This is a genomic window from Enterobacter ludwigii (genome assembly GCF_001750725.1).
In the GTDB taxonomy this organism is placed as follows: domain Bacteria; phylum Pseudomonadota; class Gammaproteobacteria; order Enterobacterales; family Enterobacteriaceae; genus Enterobacter; species Enterobacter ludwigii.
In genome coordinates this window covers 424,185-441,446 of the sequence record NZ_CP017279.1, presented here as the reverse complement: position 1 = coordinate 441,446, position 17,262 = coordinate 424,185, and the positions used below count along the sequence as shown (strand labels likewise).

Genomic DNA, 17,262 nt, shown 5'->3' with positions numbered 1-17,262 from the left:
CAGCTACGGTTGACTGACAACGACGGAAAAGGCATAAGATAAAGCGAAATATTATTAGCCATCCGGATGTCCAGACATAACATCGGGTTAGCGCTTGCTAAAAAAAGGACAACACATGAGCAACACCGATATCCGCGTCGTGCCGGGCCCGGCGAACTATTTCTCGCATCCGGGAAGCCTTGCGCACCTGAATGATTTCTTTACGCCGGAACAGCTCTCCCGCGCAGTGTGGATTTATGGCGAACGCGCCATTGAAGGCGCGCGCCCTTTCCTGCCGGAAAGCTTTCACGCGCCGGGGGCAAAACATCTGCGCTTTAAAGGGCACTGCAGCGAACGTGACGTCACCGATCTGGTGACGGCGTCTGGCAATAACGCCAGCGTGGTGATTGGTGTCGGCGGTGGCGCACTGCTTGATACCGCCAAAGCGGTGGCGCGCCGTCTCGGCGTGCCGGTGGTGGCTATTCCCACCATCGCCGCCACCTGCGCCGCCTGGACGCCGCTCTCCGTCTGGTATAACGATGCCGGTCAGGCGCTGCAGTTTGAGGTGTTCGACGATGCTAACTTCCTGGTGCTGGTGGAACCGCACATTATCCTCAATGCCCCAGCGGAGTACCTGCTGGCAGGCATCGGCGATACGCTGGCGAAGTGGTATGAAGCGGTGGTCCTGGCCCCACAACCCGAACACCTGCCTTTGACCGTACGCCTGGGGATCAACGGCGCGCTGGCGATCCGTGACGTGCTGCTTTCCCGTAGCGAAGAGGCGCTGGCCGACCAGCAGCGTGGCGAAGCGACGCAGGCGTTCAGGGATGTTGTGGATGCCATTATTGCCGGGGGCGGAATGGTGGGCGGTCTGGGCGAGCGCTTTACCCGCGTGGCGGCCGCGCATGCGGTGCACAACGGTTTAACCGTTTTGCCGCAAACGGAAAAATACCTGCACGGTACCAAAGTGGCCTACGGCATCCTGGTGCAAAGTGCGCTGCTCGGCCAGGATGACGTGCTGGCCGAGCTGGTGGCGGCCTATCAGCGCTTTACCCTGCCCACCACGCTTCGCGAACTGGAGGTGGATATCAACAACCGCGACGAGCTGGACAAGGTCATTGCCCATACGCTGCGCCCGGTGGAATCTATCCACTATTTGCCGGTCGCACTCACCCCTGCGGTTCTGCGCGCTGCGTTTGAGAAAGTGGAATCCTTCAGCCGTTAATCGTTCCGACCGACTATACCTAATGATGATTCTCATCACTCTCGCAACGAGGTCATCATGCAGATCGATTTAACAGGTAAGAAGGCGCTGGTTACCGGCGCCAGCCGTGGGTTGGGTCGTGCCATCGCACTTTCACTGGCACGCGCCGGTGCCGATGTGGTTATTACGTATGAAAAATCCGCCGACAAAGCCCAGGCGGTCGCCGAAGAGATAAAGGCGCTTGGGCGCCACAGCGAGGCGATTCAGGCTGACAGCGCCAGCGCACAGGCCATTCAGGATGCGGTTACCCATGCGGCACGCTCCCTGGGCGGGCTGGATATTCTGGTCAATAACGCTGGGATCGCACGCGGCGGTCCGCTGGAGTCCATGACGCTGGCGGATATTGACGCCCTGATTAACGTCAATATCCGGGGCGTGGTGATTGCCATTCAGGAAGCGCTGGTGCATATGTCTGACGGCGGGCGCATTATCAACATCGGCAGTTGTCTGGCAAACCGTGTGGCGATGCCCGGTATTGCCGTCTATTCGATGACCAAATCTGCACTCAACTCCCTTACCCGGGGTCTGGCTCGCGATCTCGGCCCGCGCGGCATTACCGTGAACCTTGTGCATCCTGGCCCGACAAACAGCGATATGAACCCGGAGGATGGAGAACAGGCTGAATCTCAGCGCCAGATGATTGCGGTGGGACATTACGGCCAGCCGGAAGACATCGCCGCCGCGGTCACCTTCCTGGCCAGTCCTGCCGCCGGACAAATATCCGGCACGGGACTGGATGTCGATGGCGGGTTAAACGCCTGATCGCATGTTGAATGTAAACAAAAGCAGATTAGCCTTTGTTTACCGAAAGAGGGTTAACAGCACTTCGCGCCGCCCTTGCCGCCGTAACGGGCGTCCTGGCGGTCGCGGAAGAAAGCTTCATAGGTCATTGGCGTCTGGTCAGGGTGGTTGACGCGCATATGCTCGACGTAGTTGTCGTAATCCGGAACGCCGATCATCATTTTGGCGGCCTGGCCCAGGTATTTTCCTGCTTTGGAGAGGGTGTCGAACATAGTGGATATCTCGTCTTTTATCCCCTCTCCCCGGCGGGGAGAGGGTGAGGTTGAGCGATTAATGCGCCCCTTTCGCCTGGGTCACAATCTCTTCCAGGTTCTCAGGCATTGGCTCATACGGTGTCTCTTTTGCCGTCGGCTTGTCTTCTTTCAGCGCCGCCAGTGCAGTCTTCAGAGAATACAACGCCAGCACCACAACCACCACCATAAAGAAGATGGTCAGCCCGGCGTCCAGACGGTTGTTAAACACCAGCTGCGACAGCTGTGATTCCGTATATTGCACCGGGATCTTACCGCTGTCGATCATCGCCTGGAACTTGTTGGCGATAGCCAGGAAGCCCACCTTGTTGTCCGGGCTGAAGGCTTTCTGCCAGCCTGCCGTCAGGGTACAAATCAGCAGCCATGCGGTTGGCAGTAACGCCACCCACGCATAACGCTGACGCTTCATCTTGAACAACACTACCGCACAGAGCATCAGCGCCATGCCCGCCAGCATCTGGTTGGCAATACCAAACAGCGGCCACAGGGTGTTAATCCCTCCCAGCGGATCGACGACGCCCTGATGGAGGAAATATCCCCACGCCAGTACGCACAGCGCCGTTGCCAGCAGGTTCGCCGGTAATGAATCGGTACGTTTCAGGTTCGGTGAGATCACCCCCAGCAGATCCTGCAGCATAAAGCGTGCCGCACGCGTTCCTGCATCCACCGCCGTCAGAATAAACAGCGCTTCAAACAGAATGGCGAAGTGATACCAGAACGACACGTCCATCAGCCCGCCCAGCGCGCCGTGCAGAATATACGCCATACCCACCGCCAGCGTTGGCGCGCCCCCCGCTCGGGAAATAATAGACTGCTCGCCCACTTCACTGGCGATATGGGTCAACGTGTCTGGGGTAATGGCAAAGCCCCAGCCGCTCACCACCTGCGCGGCAGAGGCCACCACGTCAACGGTGCCGGCCGGTGCCAGCAGCGCCATTGGGCTGTTCATCGCGAAGTAAACGCCCGGGTCGATAATACAGGCCGAGACCAGCGCCATTATCGCCACGAACGATTCCATCAGCATGCCGCCGTAGCCAATCAGGCAGGCCTGATTCTCATTGGCGAGCATTTTCGGCGTGGTACCGGAGGCAATCAGCGCGTGGAAGCCAGACACCGCGCCACAGGCGATGGTGATAAACAGGAACGGGAACAGGTTGCCGGTCCAGACCGGGCCGGTGCCATCAATAAATTTGGTCAGCGCAGGCATGGTCAGCGTCGGGCGCATAATCAAAATGCCGATTGCCAGCCCCACAATCGTGCCAATTTTCAGAAAGGTGGAGAGGTAATCGCGCGGGGCCAGCAGCAACCACACCGGCAGCACCGCCGCCACAAATCCGTACCCTACCAGCATCCACGTCAGCTGCACGCCGGTGAAATCGAAGAACGGCGCCCACGTCGGGCTCTCAGCCACCCAGCCGCCGGAGATAATGGCAAACACCAGAAAGACCAGGCCGATGACCGACACTTCACCAATGCGTCCCGGACGCAGGTAGCGAATGTAGATCCCCATAAACAGCGCCAGCGGAATGGTAAAGGCCACGGTATAGGTTCCCCACGGACTGTGGGTCAGCGCTTTCACCACGATCATCGCCAGCACCGCGAGGATGATCACCATGATCATAAAGGTCGCGATCAGGGCGATCACCCCGGCCGTGGCTCCCATCTCCTCTTTCACCAGCTCTCCGAGCGAACGTCCGTCGCGGCGGGTGGAGACGAACAGCACCATAAAGTCCTGCACCGCACCGGCCAGCACGACGCCCGCGAGGATCCAGATCATCCCCGGCAGGTAACCCATCTGCGCCGCCAGGACTGGCCCCACCAGCGGGCCCGCGCCGGCAATCGCCGCAAAATGGTGACCGAACAGCACTTTCTTGTCGGTAGGCACATAGTCCAGACCGTCGTTATGACGAACCGCAGGCGTCATGCGCGTGCCGTCGACCCCTAACACCGTCTTCGCGATATAGCGGCCATAAAAACGGTACGCGATCAGATAAATACAGACCGAGGCGACAACGATCCACAGCGCGTTGATCTGTTCCCCCCGGTTGAGGGCGATATAGCCCAGGGCAAATGCTCCCACAACGGAGAGCCCTGCCCACGTAAGGTATTTCCCTGAGTTGTTCATAGTTGTTGTCCGTTGTTGTGAAACAGTGAGATGTTACATTTTGTTTCTAGAACAACGCTCAAAATTTAACAACTTTGAAACGCAATAATGCGTGGTCAAACCAGACATTTACACCACATTGTTAAGCCGATCACCTTCCGCTGAAACACCCCTGCCGCCACGGGTCACACTTTTGCCTTTTTCGTCCCGACACCGCCTTACGAAATGATTTGTATCATTTTTTTTGCTCAAAACCTCGCCAGAATGACCCTGCGCAATCGCGTGCATACAAGGAAAAGGATATGAACAGTTCAGTACCTCAGGATCTCAAGGTCGGGCCCGGCGCGTACGTTGCGCTGGCATTCGCAGCCGTTTTCTTCTCTGGCCTGCTGGGCGGAAAAGAGTGGTACGGCGTGTTTGATTTCACCACTCTCAACGGTGCGTTTGGCAAGGTGGTCAGCAAGGCCAGCCTTGAAGACGGCACCCTGACCACCGCCACCAGCGCCTTTCGCGGTACCGGCGGCAGTGGCGCAATGGACGGGTTTCTCTTTGCGCTCGGTTTAATTCCAGCCGTGATGTTTGCCCTCGGGATGATCAACGTGCTGGAGCACTATGGTGCGCTGCGTGCGGCACGTAAGCTGTTAACGCCACTGCTGCGCCCGCTGCTGGGCATTCCCGGCACCACCGGGCTGGCGCTGATTGGCAGCCTGCAGAGCACCGATGTGGGTGCATCCCTCACCCGCAACCTGTCCGATGAAGGGCAGATTAGCGAAAAAGAGAAAGACGTTTTCGCCATGTTCCAGTTCTCCGCCGGGGCGATGATCACCAACTTTTTCTCCTCTGGTGCCATCCTCTTTACCCTGGTCGCCGTTGACGGGACGGCCGCGGTGCCGACCTCCATTGGTGCCTGCATCGCCGTGATGTTCATCATGAAGATTGTCGGTGCGAATCTGCTGCGCCTGATCCTGACCGTCATCGGCAAAGATGCCCCTGAGCAACAACCGACACAAGGAGAGACCGTATGAGTGCCCCACAATCTCATCCCGTGATTACCGATGTGTTTGTCGAAGGCGCACGCAAGGGCTGGAGTATTGCCACCGGCAGCACCCTGCCCAACGTGGTCATGGCTTTTATCATCATCAAGGCGCTGGAAATTACCGGGGCACTGAAAGGGCTGGGGATGATCTTCTCCCCGCTGATGGGCCTGTTTGGCCTGCCGGGTGAAGCGGCTGCCGTGCTGATTGGCGGCTGGATGTCGATGGGCGGTGGGATCGGCGTGGCGATCGGCCTGTTTGATAAAGGCATTATTACCGGCGAGCACCTGGCGATTCTGGCACCTGCTATCTATCTGATGGGCTCACAGGTGCAGTATCTCGGCCGCATTCTGGGTGTGATCGGCACCCGCGCCAAACGTATTCCGCTGATGATTGCCATTTCGGTCATCAACGCCTTCTTAGCCATGCTGCTGATGCGCATTATTCTCTGAACAGGACGTTATTATGAACCTTGACCATTATATTGAAGAGCTGAAAACCCTGGTGAACGTAGACTGCGGCACCCGCACTGTCGCAGGCGTCGAAACCGTGGCTGGCATTATTGAAACGCTCTGGCAGCGCGAAGGCTGGCACACCGAACGGGTCAATCTGGGCGACAAGGTTGGCCCGGGCGTATTCGTCAGTAATAAGCCACAGGCGGCACAGTTCGACGTTCTGCTGGTCGGCCATCTTGATACGGTATTTGCCCCCGGCACCGTCGCCGAGCGTCCGCTGAGCGAGGACGCCACCCGTCTTTATGGCCCTGGCGTATCGGATATGAAGAGCGGCCTGCTGAATATCTTGTGGGCGATGCGTGAGCTGGACGCAGCCGACCACGATCGTCTGGCCATTGCGATCGCCATGAATCCCGACGAGGAGACCGGCTCCGTCTATTCACACGAATGGATTGGCGAACTGGCAAAACGCGCCCGCTGCGTGCTGGTATGCGAAGCCGCGCGCGCCGACGGTTCGCTGGTGAAGGCTCGCAAAGGGATGGCGGGCTATCACCTGACGTTCAGCGGCGTGGCGGCACACGCGGGTAACGAACCGGAGAAAGGCCGCTCGGCGATAACCGCCCTGGCAAACAGCATTATTGCCATTAATGCCCTGACCGACCAGGAACGTGGCACCACGCTCAACGTCGGCGTGATCCACGGCGGCAGCGCGGCAAACGTGGTGGCCGATAAAGCCGTTGCCGAGCTGGACGTGCGTTTCTGGGAAAACGATGAGTACAGCCGGGTGAACCAGGCGCTGGAGGCATTGTGTGAAAAAGGCTTTTTAGAGGGCGTCACGACCTCGCTGACGCGCGTGAACCACAAACCGGCGATGGCAGCGAGTAAAGCCACGCAGGCGCTGATGCAGCAGGTTGAAGCGGCAGGTCAGGTGGAAGGAATAGCCATTACCTGGCAGGCGGTCGGTGGTGGCAGTGATGCCAACCACACCGCCGCGCTGGGCATTCCGACCCTGGACGGGCTGGGGCCAATCGGTGCCGGGTTCCACAGCCCGGCGGAGTGGCTGGATAAAGCGTCGATTGCGCCGAGAATACGCTTGTTGAAGCGGGTGATTTCGATGCTGTAAGCCTTCCCCCTCTCCCCAGCGGGGAGAGGGATGTTGACCGTGCAACGCTAGCCCAAAATTTGGGTACTCAACCGGCAGGTACAGCACCGCCGTCCCTGCTCGTCGAACACCACAATCTCCCAGCTCTGGCTGGTTCGCCCAAGATGCAAGGGCTGACACACTCCGCGCACCTTCCCATGCGATACCGCGCGATGGTGCGTTGCGTTCAGCTCCGTTCCCACCACGCTTTGTCCGTCGCGGGTCATCAGAAACCCGGCTATCGACCCCAGCGTTTCCGCCAGCGCCGCCGACGCCCCGCCGTGCAACAGACCGAACGGCTGATGGGTACGCGCATCCACGGGCATTTCGGCCTCAAGCGTATCGTCACCGATGCGGGTATAGACGATGCCCAGATGCGCCACCATGGAGTTCAGACTGGTGGCGTTCATTTCTTCACGCGATAAGTGACGTTTCCAGATCATCTACGCCCCCAGCGTGGAGCCGCCGTCCACCACGATATCCTGCAACGTGATATGGCTGGCAGCATCGGAGGCGAGGAACAGCACCGTGCTGGCAATCTCCTGCGGACGGGCGATTTTGCCCAGCGGAATACCGAGCTTGAACTGCTCGCCAAAGCCGCGAATACGCTGCTGCTCAGCATCGTCGCTTTTCCACAGGGTGCGCTGCATATCGGTGTCCGTTGACCCGGGTGACACCAGATTACAGCGCACGCCACTGCCCGCCAGCTCAAGCCCGACGGTCAGCGCCAGGCTTTTTAGCGCCGCTTTCGACGCACCGTAGGCGCTCATGCCGATACGCGGCGTGTGGGCCGCGTCAGACGCCACGGTGACAATCGCCCCGCTTTGCTGGCGACGGAACTGGCCCATCGTCTGCTGGAACAGGTTAAATGCCCCGCCGACATTAACCGCAAAGGTCTGCTGCCAGTCCTCCTGCGCAATCTGGTCGGTCGCGCCCATACGCAGTATTCCCGCCGCGTTCACCAGCACGTCCAGACGCTCAAGCCTTGCCAGCGCACGCCCGCATACCTCGCGGACCTGTGCGGCATCCGCGATATCCAGCGTTTCGGTGGCAAAGGGATACGCTTCCTGCGGGAAGGCCAGGTCGAATCCGGTGACCTGCGCGCCCGCTTCAACAAACGCCCGCGCCGTCGCGTAACCGATGCCCTTACCCGCGCCCGTTACCCAGACGGTTTTGCCGGTAAAATCGAACCCCGCCATCACTTCACCTCGCGGGAGAGCAGCGCCCACCAGGCGTCGAGGGTGGGATTTTTCGCCAGCATCACGAAGTCGATATCGCCGTGCACTTTGCGCCAGCGGGCGGCCAGCGCCATCATGCGCACCGAGTCCAGGCCGTAGTCGATCAGGTTTTCGTCATCCATCGGCTCATCTGATTCATCCAGCAGCGGCAGGATGATGTCACGCAGCGCCGCTTTCGTGGCCGGAATGGACGGCAGCAGGTCGTCCGTCATGACCACCCGGCCGGCGCGCCCTGCGACGTAGTTCAGGGACATCAAGTGCTCATCGAGGGTAAAATCGGCCAGCGCATCGGCGATAAAGAACGGTTTGATATCCCGCATAAAAGCGTCTGTAGCGGTCGTCATGCAGCCAATATGGGCGTAAACCCCGGTGATCAGCAGCTGGTTGCGCCCCGTCTCTTTCAGCATCAACTCCAGCGGCGAGCGGTGGAACGCGCTGTAGCGCCACTTCACCAGTACCGTATCGGCTTCATCCGGCGTCAGCTGAGACACAATGCGCTGCTGCTCTGGTGAGCGGGTCAGCCCCGGTCCCCACATATCGTTCAGCAGGGCGCGGTCTTCATCGCTCTGCGCTTTCGGCTGCGCGGTGTAGTAAACCGGAATATTGTGTTGCTTGCAGTAATCGCGAAGTCTGGCGATATTCGCGACCACCTGGGCCATCATCGGGCTGTTTTCGCCCCAGAAGTTCAGGAAATACTCCTGCATATCATGGATCAACAGCGCGGCACGTTCTGGCTCAAACGCCCAGTTCACTTTGTTGTCTGGCAGGTCTGCGGCCGTCGGCAGCGCATAAGCGGTTAATTGTGGAATGGCCATACTCTGTTCCTTAGCCCCGGGCGCGTTCAGCTAGCCACAGGCGCAACTGTTTCTTATCGACTTTGCCGACGGGCGTTAACGGAAGCGCATCAACGCTCTCCACGCGGTCCGGCAGTTTAAATTCTGCAACGCCCTGCTCACGCAGGAAGCGGCGCACCTCCACCGCACGCAGTGGCTCTTTCACCACCAGATACGCGCAGCTCTTTTCACCCAGCAGGCTGTCCTCCATGCTCACCAGGGCCGCGTGGATCACCGCGTCGTGGCGCAGCAGCAAGTTTTCAATCTCTTCTGCGGCAATCTTTTCGCCGCCGCGGTTGATCTGATCTTTCTCCCGTCCCTGAACCGTGATGTAGCCCTGTTCGTCAATGGCGATCAGATCGCCGGAGCAGTAAAAGCCGTCCGCATCAAAGGCGCTGGCGTTGTGCTCCGGACTGTTGAAATAGCCGCGGAAGGTATACGGCCCGCGGGTCATCAGACGCCCGACTTCACCGCGCGGGAGCGGATTACCGTGCTCGTCCGCCACCCACACTTCGTCATCCGGGCACATCGGGCGCCCCTGCGTATTGATAATGCGTTCCGGCGTATCATCGAGCGCGGTGTAGTTCACCAGCCCTTCCGCCATACCAAACACCTGCTGCAGCTGGCAGCCAATTTCTGCCGGAATACGCGCCGCGAGCGACGCGGACAGGCGTGCCCCACCGACCTGCAGCAGCGTCAGCGATGAGAGCGGAGCATTCCCTGCACCGTCGGCAATCGCCTGCAGCCACAGGCTGACCGCCGGGGGCACCAGCGAGGTAACCGTGATCTGATGTTTTTCTATCAGCGGGAAGCAGATCGTGGCGCTCGGATCGTTTGCCAGTACCACGCAGCCCCCCGCCGTAAAGACGCCTAACGAGCCGGGTGAGCTCATGGCGTAGTTATGGGCCGCTGGCAGCGCATTCAGATAACGCGTGTCCGCGGTAATCCCGCAGATCGCATTGCTGCGACGGATGCTGTAGTCATAGTCGTTATGCGTACGCGGGATCAGCTTCGGCGTGCCGGTGCTCCCGCCCGAGAGCTGGAAGAACGCCACTTCGTCGGCAGGGGTCGGGTTCGGAATGAAATTTTCTGCCGGATGCGCAATCGCCGCGTCCAGCGCATGTTCACCTTTGTCGCCGCGCAGCAGCACGACGCGCACCGAACGGTGCTCATCGACAAAAGTATTGAGGAAGTCATCCCCTGCAAACAGGGCGTGCTCGCGATCGGCTATCAGCAGTGCTGGTTTGATCTGCGCGGCGTAGGCGTTCAGCTCCGAGCGCTGATGGCTAAAGAGCGCATTGACCGGCGCCACGCCCACCTGCAGCAAGGCGAAAAAGGTCATGTAAAACTCGCACACGTTGCCAAGCTGCACCAGCGCCGTTTCACCGCGATGAAGCCCCAACGCCTGCAGCCGCGATGCCAGGTTATTCACGGCCTGGTTAAACTCGCGATACGTTATGCGACTGTCACCGTCGACGATCGCCACCGCATCGTTATTCGCCTGATCCGTCAGGATGTGGGTCAGCGGCAGATCCTGCCAGTAGCCTTTTTCACGGTAGCGCCGGGCAAAATCCTCGGGCCAACGGGTAAAGGGAAGGGTCATGAGTGTTCCTTAGTGCAAACCGAAAACATTGAGCATGGTGGAGAGTTTTACGCCGGTTTCACGCCACTCGCCCACGGGTGAAGAGGCCGGGACAATGCCCGCGCCGGCAAACAGGCGAACGGTATTCTGCTGCAGACGTGCGCAGCGGATGGTGACCACCCATTCGCCATTGCCTTCACTGTCACACCAGCCGACGATGCCGCCGAATAGCTCGCGATCGAACGGCTCCAGCCCGGCGATCAACGCCTTAGCAGCCTGATGCGGGAAACCGCTCAGGGCTGGCGTCGGGTGCAGCAGGCAGGCCAGCGTCAGCGCGTTTTCGTTTTCACGCGCCTCACCTTCCACCGGCGTGGCCAGATGCCAGAGCGTGGGGGTGGTGATCAACTGTGGGGAGGACGGCATGCTGAGGTGATGGCTGCGCGGTTTGAGAATGGCTTTCATCGCCTGGGTCACCAGGTCATGCTCGTGACGATCTTTTTCGGACGCCAGCAGCTTGTTGCCCGCCTCGCGATCCAGCACGTCATCCGGCTGACGACGCGCGGAGCCTGCCAGCGGCAGAGAGCTAAAATGCGCCCCTTCTTTACGCAGCAGCAGTTCCGGGCTTGCGCCGAGCAGCACGCCACCGTCTTCCAGCGGTACGTGGAAGTTGTAGCTTGCCGGGTTCTGGGCGATCAGCCGCTCCATGAGCGCACCGCTATCAATCGGTTTGTCGGTGACGATATCAATCAGGCGCGACAGCACCACTTTGTTCACCTGCGGCGTGGCGGTGAGGGCAGCCGCGCGGGCGACCATCTCTTCAAATACCGGCTGCGGCGGGATCTCGGTGCGTTTTTCCACCTTCAGCGCCTGTGAGCCAGCAACATAGCGGGCGGACTGCTGACGCGCCGGGCGAGAAAAGGTCTGCCAGCGTTGCGGTATAAACAGAGACGACGGCTTGCGGGTATCAAACGGAATGGCACCCACCATCACAGGATGGGCAATGCCGCTGGCTTTTGCGTTGCGAAAAGCGTGGGCTAATTTCTGCTGAAACTGTCCTGCCGGATCGTCACCCCCGACGGCGGATTCAGAGAAGCGGGAAAAACAGCCGGACGTGGTAAAACTGCGGTAAGGCGACATAAAGAAAAAGCTGTCTGATTGCAGCGTGCTGGCGGTGTGCTGAACTTCCTCAGCCAGGGACGTATCCATTTCATCCTCCTAAAATGATAAAGGCAGTAATAATGATTATCATTTATATTTACGCTCGCTAACCTAATCTCACATCGCGTCGCTGTCAACCGCAGAGCAAACATCTTCTTCGGGTAACGCTTGCATCCCGTCGTCGCAAACATGAAAATGAGAAGCATTAACTTCAACAGAAACAGGATGCCACGTTGTGAAATGTCTTGCCGTCTGCCGTAATCCCCTGCTTTTCATTGGACTTTTTGTTTTAGGACTTACCTCAGCGCTTGCCGCCGACTGGCCGCGTCAGGTGACAGACAGCCGCGGCGTGCATACGCTTGAGCACAAACCGACGCGCATCGTCTCCACCAGCGTGACCCTGACCGGCTCCCTGCTGGCGATTGACGCGCCGGTTATTGCCAGCGGCGCCACCACGCCCAACAACCGCGTGGCGGATGCGCAGGGATTCCTGCGCCAGTGGGGCGATATTGCAAAACAGCGTCAGCTTGCGCGTCTGTACATTGGCGAGCCGAGCGCCGAAGCGGTGGCCGCCCAGATGCCGGACCTGATTTTGATCAGCGCCACCGGCGGGGATTCGGCGCTGGCGTTGTATGATCAGCTTTCAGCTATCGCGCCGACGCTTGTTATTAACTACGACGACAAAAGCTGGCAGGCGCTGCTAAAACAGCTCGGCACAATCACGGGTCAGGAAAAACAGGCCGCCGAGCGCATCGCCGCGTTTGATAAGCAGCTTGCCCAGGTGAAACAGCAGATGACATTACCGCCGCAGCCGGTGAACGCCATCGTCTACACCGCCGCCGCACACTCGGCAAACCTGTGGACGACGGAATCCGCTCAGGGCCAGTTATTACAGCAGCTGGGCTTTACGCTGGCTGAACTGCCTGCCGGATTGCACACCTCAAAAAGCCAGGGTCAGCGTCACGATATTATTCAGTTAGGCGGGGAAAATCTGGCAACCGGGCTGAACGGCGAAGGGCTGTTCCTGTTTGCCGGTGATCAGAAAGATGTGGATGCGATTTACGCCAATCCGCTGCTGGCGCACCTTCCAGCCGTGCAGAACAAGCGCGTCTGGGCACTGGGAACAGAGACGTTCCGCCTGGATTATTACAGTGCAATGCGGGTACTGCAGCGTTTAGACGCACAGTTCAGGTAAGAGGCTAACCCGGCCCTCTCGGTGAGAGGGCCGGTGTGAACGCGTCAGGCCGCACTGTCGTTCAACACAACCTCCTGCCTGAACCGACGCAGCTCAACCAGGACCACCAGCAATATCACTCCCAGCATAGCCAGGACAAAGCCGCTGCTGCTCGCTGAAGCCACCGGGGTCATTATCGCCCCCAGCCCGCCGAGGATAGCCGCGCCAATGGCATCGCCCGTCACGTTCTGTGCGGTCCACAGACCGTTGATACGCCCCAGCATCCCTTCCGGCGTCTGGATCTGAATCAGGGTGTACTGCAACAATGAACTGATGGCGCTTAGCCAGCCAAAAATCACCAGGCACATTACGCCCAGCGCCCATACCGGCATCAGGCTGAAGAAACCAATCGCAATAAACGACGCCAGGGTAGCCAACAGCATGATCAGCCCGGGACGCGCACTCTGCGCCAGGTTACCGCTGGTGAGCGCGCCGCATGCCGCGCCGAGCGGAATAGCCGCGTACAGCACGCCGATTTCCGACGCGCTCATCTGCCACACGCCCGCCAGCGCCGGGTAAAGCACGCGTACGGCGCTGGCCATCGTCAGCAGACCGCCGAGCAGCGCAACGCCACCTATCAACGGATTACTGAACAGAAAACGGATCGCGGCCATCAGTGATGTCAGCGGATGTTCGCGCGGCTGTGGCGGAGGCGGCAGGCGCGGCAAACGCAGGAGCGTGAGCGTAGTGATAAAGGTGCCCGCCGCCGCCAGCCCATAGTTCCACGCCACGTTGCCGGTCGCCAGCAGCAGGCCACCGACCATCGGTGAAATTACCGACCCGAGGCGCACGGTCAGCATGGTGATTGCCCCCGCCTGCATCAGGTTTTCGCGCCCGACCAGCGCGGGCGTGGCTGCCAGCAGCGCCGTGACGCCGAGTGACGCAAAAAAACCGTCCCACAGACCGAGGGCGTAAATGGCAATCAGTGACGGCTCCGGCAGCATGGCGTTCAGACACAGCCCGATAAAGCCTACGCCGCAGGTGCCGCGTGCCAGCAGGATCAGTTTTTTACGCTCGTACCGGTCCGCCAGCACGCCGCCCACCATCAGGCCGATAAACATCGCCCCACCGGTTAAGGTGACCGAAAGCCCCACCAGCCAGCTGGAGTGGGTCATGGACTGGATCTGCACCGGCACGGCAACGCCAAGCAGGCCGAGGGAGAGGATGGAGATAAAACGGGCGATAAAGACAGCGCGGTATGCGGGGTGCGTCTTCAGCAGGCTGAGGTTGAGCAGCCAGGATTTTTGATTCATGACAAGGCCTTGAGTGTATTTCTACCAATTCCATTGGCGCACATGCTAACATAGCCAAATAAGATAGATAACGATAATCACTATCATTATCAAATCATGGATGTTGCTATGTCGTTTTCCTCTTCCGCAGTGCGCGCCATTGCCGTGCCCGTGTTATTGCTACTGTTAATCCTTGCGATTGCACTCAGTTTGCTGGTCGGCGCGAAGCCGCTGCCCGCGTCCGTTATTGTCGATGCGCTCACTGGCAGCTGTCAGAGCGCCGACTGCACCATCGTGCTCGATGCCCGCCTTCCCCGTACCCTTGCCGGACTGCTGGCCGGGGGTGCGCTGGGTCTTGCCGGTGCCTTAATGCAAACGCTCACCCGTAACCCGCTGGCCGACCCCGGTATTCTTGGGGTAAACAGCGGCGCCAGCTTTGCGATTGTGCTTGGCGCGGCGCTCTTCGGTTTTACCTCTCCGTCTGAACAACTGGTGATGGCCTTCTGCGGCGCGCTGGCGGCATCGCTGGTGGTGGCGTTTACCGGTAGCCAGGGTGGCGGACAGCTGAGTCCGGTACGCCTGACGCTGGCGGGCGTGGCGCTCGCCGCCGTGCTGGAAGGGTTATCCAACGGCATCGCCCTGCTTAACCCGGATGTTTACGACCAGCTGCGCTTCTGGCAGGCCGGTTCGCTGGATATCCGCACCCTGGCAACCTTAAAAGTGGTGGTGATCCCGGTCGTCATTGCCGCCGCCGTCGCGCTGTGTTTAAGCCGTGCGCTCAACAGCCTGAGCCTCGGGAGCGACACCGCAACCGCGCTCGGCAACCGCGTGGCACGTACGCAGCTAACGGGTCTTGTCGCGATCACCGTACTGTGCGGCAGCGCAACTGCGGTAGTCGGCCCCATTGCTTTTATCGGCCTGATGATGCCCCACATGGCACGCTGGCTGGTGGGTGCCGATCACCGCTGGTCGCTGCCGGTCACGCTGCTTGCTACCCCTGCCCTGCTGCTGTTCGCGGATGTTGTGGGTCGCCTGCTGGTGCCTGGTGAACTGCGCGTCTCGGTGGTAAGCGCGTTTATCGGTGCACCAGTGCTGATCTTCCTCGTGCGACGTAAACGCGGAGGTGGCGCATGATGGCCCCGTCCCGACGTTTAGTCACCAGCGTGTCGTTGCTGGCCGTCGTCATTCTGATGCTGGCGGTCTGGAGCCTGCGCAGCGGCGCGGTCACGCTCGATTTCGCGCAGGTTTTTAACGCGCTGCTTGGCAGTGCGCCGCGCAATGTCACCCTGGTGGTCACCGAGTGGCGACTGCCGCGCGTGGCGATGGCGATTCTGGTGGGCGCGGCGCTCGGCGTCAGCGGTGCCATTTTTCAGTCGTTGATGCGCAACCCGCTTGGCAGCCCGGACGTAATGGGGCTGAACACCGGCGCCTGGAGCGGCGTGCTGGTGGCGATGGTGCTGTTTGGTCAGCACCTGACGGCCATCACGTTCACCGCGATGACCGGCGGGATAGTCACCGCGCTCATTATCTGGGCGCTGGCCTGGCGCAACGGTATCGACACCTTCCGCCTGATCATTATCGGTATCGGCATTCGCGCCATGTTAATGGCTTTCAACACCTGGGTATTGCTGCAGGCTTCGCTCGACACCGCGCTCTCTGCCGGGCTGTGGTATGCCGGTTCACTCAATGGCCTGACGTGGGGCAAAACCTGGCCCGCTGCCCCGCTGATCCTGGTGATGTTTCTTGGCGCGGTGTTGCTGGTACGCCGGATGCGCCTGCTGGAGATGGGTGATGACAGCGCCTGCGCGCTGGGTGTGGGCGTTGAGCGCTCGCGCCTGATGCTGATGCTGGTGGCGGTGTTACTGACCGCTGCCGCCACCGCCATCGCCGGGCCGATCTCGTTTATCGCGCTGGTTGCACCGCACATTGCCCGGCGCATCAGCGGCACAGCGCGCTGGGGATTAACCCAGGCGGCGCTGTGTGGCGCAGCGTTACTGCTGGCCGCTGACCTCTGCGCCCAGCGGTTATTTATGCCTTATCAACTTCCGGTAGGCGTCGTGACCGTCAGCCTCGGCGGGATTTACCTCATCGTCTTGTTAGTTCAGGAGTCACGCAAGAAATGACAAACAGCACAACCCGCTTGCGCGGCGAACACTTAACCCTCGGCTATGGCAAAAAAATCATTGCCCGTGACCTGACGGTGGCTATCCCGGACGGCCATTTTACGGCGATTATCGGCCCGAATGGCTGCGGTAAATCGACCCTGCTGCGCACCCTCAGCCGCCTGATGACGCCGGTTGAGGGCTGCGTGTATCTCGACGGCGAGCAGATCCAGCGCTTTGCCAGCAAAGAGGTGGCGCGCCGTATCGGCCTGCTGGCGCAAAACGCCACCACGCCCGGGGATATCACGGTGCAGGAACTGGTCTCTCGCGGGCGCTATCCGCATCAGCCGCTGTTTACTCGCTGGCGTAAAGAGGATGATGAGGCGGTGAAGCGGGCGATGCAGGCGACGGGCATTACCGATCTGGCCCGGCAAAGCGTGGATACGCTCTCCGGCGGACAGCGCCAGCGGGCGTGGATTGCGATGGTGCTGGCGCAGGAAACCGCCATCATGCTGCTGGACGAGCCTACCACGTGGCTGGATATCAGCCATCAGATCGATCTGCTGGAGTTGTTGAGCGAGCTGAACCGCACGCAGGGCTATACGCTGGCGGCCGTACTGCACGATTTAAATCAGGCATGCCGCTATGCCACGCATTTGATTGCGCTGCGCGACGGCGAAATTGTGGCGCAGGGTGCGCCAAAAGAGATTGTGACGCCGGATCTGATCGCGCAGATCTACGGCATGCGCTGCATGATTATCGACGATCCCGTGGCCGGTACGCCGCTGGTGGTGCCGTTGGGCAAGCGTGCAGTCTGATGCCCGCACCCTCTCCTGGAAGAGAGGGTGAGAGTG

At 60.1% G+C, this 17,262-nt stretch carries 17 protein-coding genes; 9 read left to right on the top strand and 8 right to left on the bottom strand.

Annotated elements, in window-relative coordinates; translation table 11 throughout:
• The first annotated feature begins 115 nt into the window (after positions 1–115).
• Positions 116–1,204 carry an oxidoreductase gene (locus BH714_RS02010; RefSeq protein ID WP_040016911.1) on the top strand — a complete coding sequence of 363 codons (1,089 nt, stop codon included), beginning with the start codon at positions 116–118 and terminating at the stop codon, positions 1,202–1,204.
• Between the two features lie 57 nt (positions 1,205–1,261).
• Complete coding sequence (locus tag BH714_RS02005; RefSeq protein ID WP_032681438.1) at positions 1,262–2,005, top strand: SDR family NAD(P)-dependent oxidoreductase; 744 nt, start codon at positions 1,262–1,264, stop codon at positions 2,003–2,005.
• Positions 2,006–2,058: 53 nt separating this feature from the next.
• On the opposite strand, the gene BH714_RS02000 is transcribed toward BH714_RS02005, so the two are convergent.
• Complete coding sequence (locus BH714_RS02000; RefSeq protein WP_014169079.1) at positions 2,059–2,256, bottom strand: YbdD/YjiX family protein; 198 nt, start codon at positions 2,254–2,256, stop codon at positions 2,059–2,061.
• Positions 2,257–2,314: 58 nt separating this feature from the next.
• The gene (cstA, locus tag BH714_RS01995; RefSeq protein WP_040016910.1) at positions 2,315–4,420 is read right to left on the bottom strand and encodes a pyruvate/proton symporter CstA; all 2,106 of its coding nucleotides are present in this window, start codon (positions 4,418–4,420) and stop codon (positions 2,315–2,317) included.
• 281 nt (positions 4,421–4,701) lie between these two features.
• On the opposite strand from cstA, the gene BH714_RS01990 reads away from it, so the two are divergent.
• From BH714_RS01990 to BH714_RS01980, 3 genes are read left to right on the top strand one after another with little or no spacing between them, the layout of a single operon-like run.
• The gene (locus tag BH714_RS01990) at positions 4,702–5,424 is read left to right on the top strand and encodes a nucleoside recognition domain-containing protein (protein WP_020885022.1); all 723 of its coding nucleotides are present in this window, start codon (positions 4,702–4,704) and stop codon (positions 5,422–5,424) included.
• Positions 5,421–5,885, top strand: a complete 465-nt coding sequence (locus BH714_RS01985) for a YjiG family protein (protein WP_014169076.1) — start codon at positions 5,421–5,423, stop codon at positions 5,883–5,885. The genes BH714_RS01990 and BH714_RS01985 overlap by 4 nt, the downstream gene beginning before the upstream one ends.
• A gap of 13 nt (positions 5,886–5,898) precedes the next feature.
• Positions 5,899–7,011, top strand: coding sequence for a M20 family metallopeptidase (locus BH714_RS01980; RefSeq protein WP_040016905.1), 1,113 nt, complete (start codon positions 5,899–5,901; stop codon positions 7,009–7,011).
• 47 nt (positions 7,012–7,058) lie between these two features.
• Here the strand turns inward: BH714_RS01980 and entH are convergent, their stop codons facing one another.
• The 5 genes from entH to entC are packed head-to-tail and all read right to left on the bottom strand — an operon-like array spanning position 7,059 to position 11,888.
• A complete protein-coding gene (gene entH, locus BH714_RS01975) occupies positions 7,059–7,472 on the bottom strand; it encodes a proofreading thioesterase EntH (RefSeq protein ID WP_040016904.1) in 414 nt (137 codons plus the stop codon).
• Positions 7,473–8,228, bottom strand: coding sequence for a 2,3-dihydro-2,3-dihydroxybenzoate dehydrogenase EntA (entA, locus tag BH714_RS01970; RefSeq protein WP_020885024.1), 756 nt, complete (start codon positions 8,226–8,228; stop codon positions 7,473–7,475).
• Positions 8,228–9,082 carry an isochorismatase gene (locus BH714_RS01965; RefSeq protein ID WP_040016903.1) on the bottom strand — a complete coding sequence of 285 codons (855 nt, stop codon included), beginning with the start codon at positions 9,080–9,082 and terminating at the stop codon, positions 8,228–8,230. The genes entA and BH714_RS01965 overlap by 1 nt, the downstream gene beginning before the upstream one ends.
• Before the next feature lie 10 nt (positions 9,083–9,092).
• Positions 9,093–10,703: a (2,3-dihydroxybenzoyl)adenylate synthase EntE gene (gene entE / locus BH714_RS01960; protein ID WP_040016902.1), complete on the bottom strand. Its 1,611-nt coding sequence runs from the start codon at positions 10,701–10,703 to the stop codon at positions 9,093–9,095.
• Positions 10,704–10,712: 9 nt separating this feature from the next.
• Positions 10,713–11,888, bottom strand: coding sequence for an isochorismate synthase EntC (gene entC, locus BH714_RS01955; protein ID WP_025204697.1), 1,176 nt, complete (start codon positions 11,886–11,888; stop codon positions 10,713–10,715).
• 187 nt (positions 11,889–12,075) lie between these two features.
• On the opposite strand from entC, the gene fepB reads away from it, so the two are divergent.
• A complete protein-coding gene (gene fepB, locus BH714_RS01950; protein ID WP_025204698.1) occupies positions 12,076–13,035 on the top strand; it encodes a Fe2+-enterobactin ABC transporter substrate-binding protein in 960 nt (319 codons plus the stop codon).
• Positions 13,036–13,079: 44 nt separating this feature from the next.
• On the opposite strand, the gene entS is transcribed toward fepB, so the two are convergent.
• A complete protein-coding gene (gene entS / locus BH714_RS01945; RefSeq protein ID WP_040016896.1) occupies positions 13,080–14,327 on the bottom strand; it encodes an enterobactin transporter EntS in 1,248 nt (415 codons plus the stop codon).
• 108 nt (positions 14,328–14,435) lie between these two features.
• On the opposite strand from entS, the gene fepD reads away from it, so the two are divergent.
• From fepD to fepC, 3 genes are read left to right on the top strand one after another with little or no spacing between them, the layout of a single operon-like run.
• The gene (gene fepD / locus BH714_RS01940; RefSeq protein ID WP_040016895.1) at positions 14,436–15,440 is read left to right on the top strand and encodes a Fe(3+)-siderophore ABC transporter permease; all 1,005 of its coding nucleotides are present in this window, start codon (positions 14,436–14,438) and stop codon (positions 15,438–15,440) included.
• Complete coding sequence (fepG, locus tag BH714_RS01935; protein ID WP_088202990.1) at positions 15,440–16,429, top strand: iron-enterobactin ABC transporter permease; 990 nt, start codon at positions 15,440–15,442, stop codon at positions 16,427–16,429. Before fepD ends, fepG begins: the two co-directional genes overlap by 1 nt.
• Entirely contained in the window at positions 16,426–17,226 is an 801-nt protein-coding gene (fepC, locus tag BH714_RS01930) for an iron-enterobactin ABC transporter ATP-binding protein (protein ID WP_014169065.1), read from the top strand. Before fepG ends, fepC begins: the two co-directional genes overlap by 4 nt.
• Positions 17,227–17,262 lie beyond the last annotated feature (36 nt).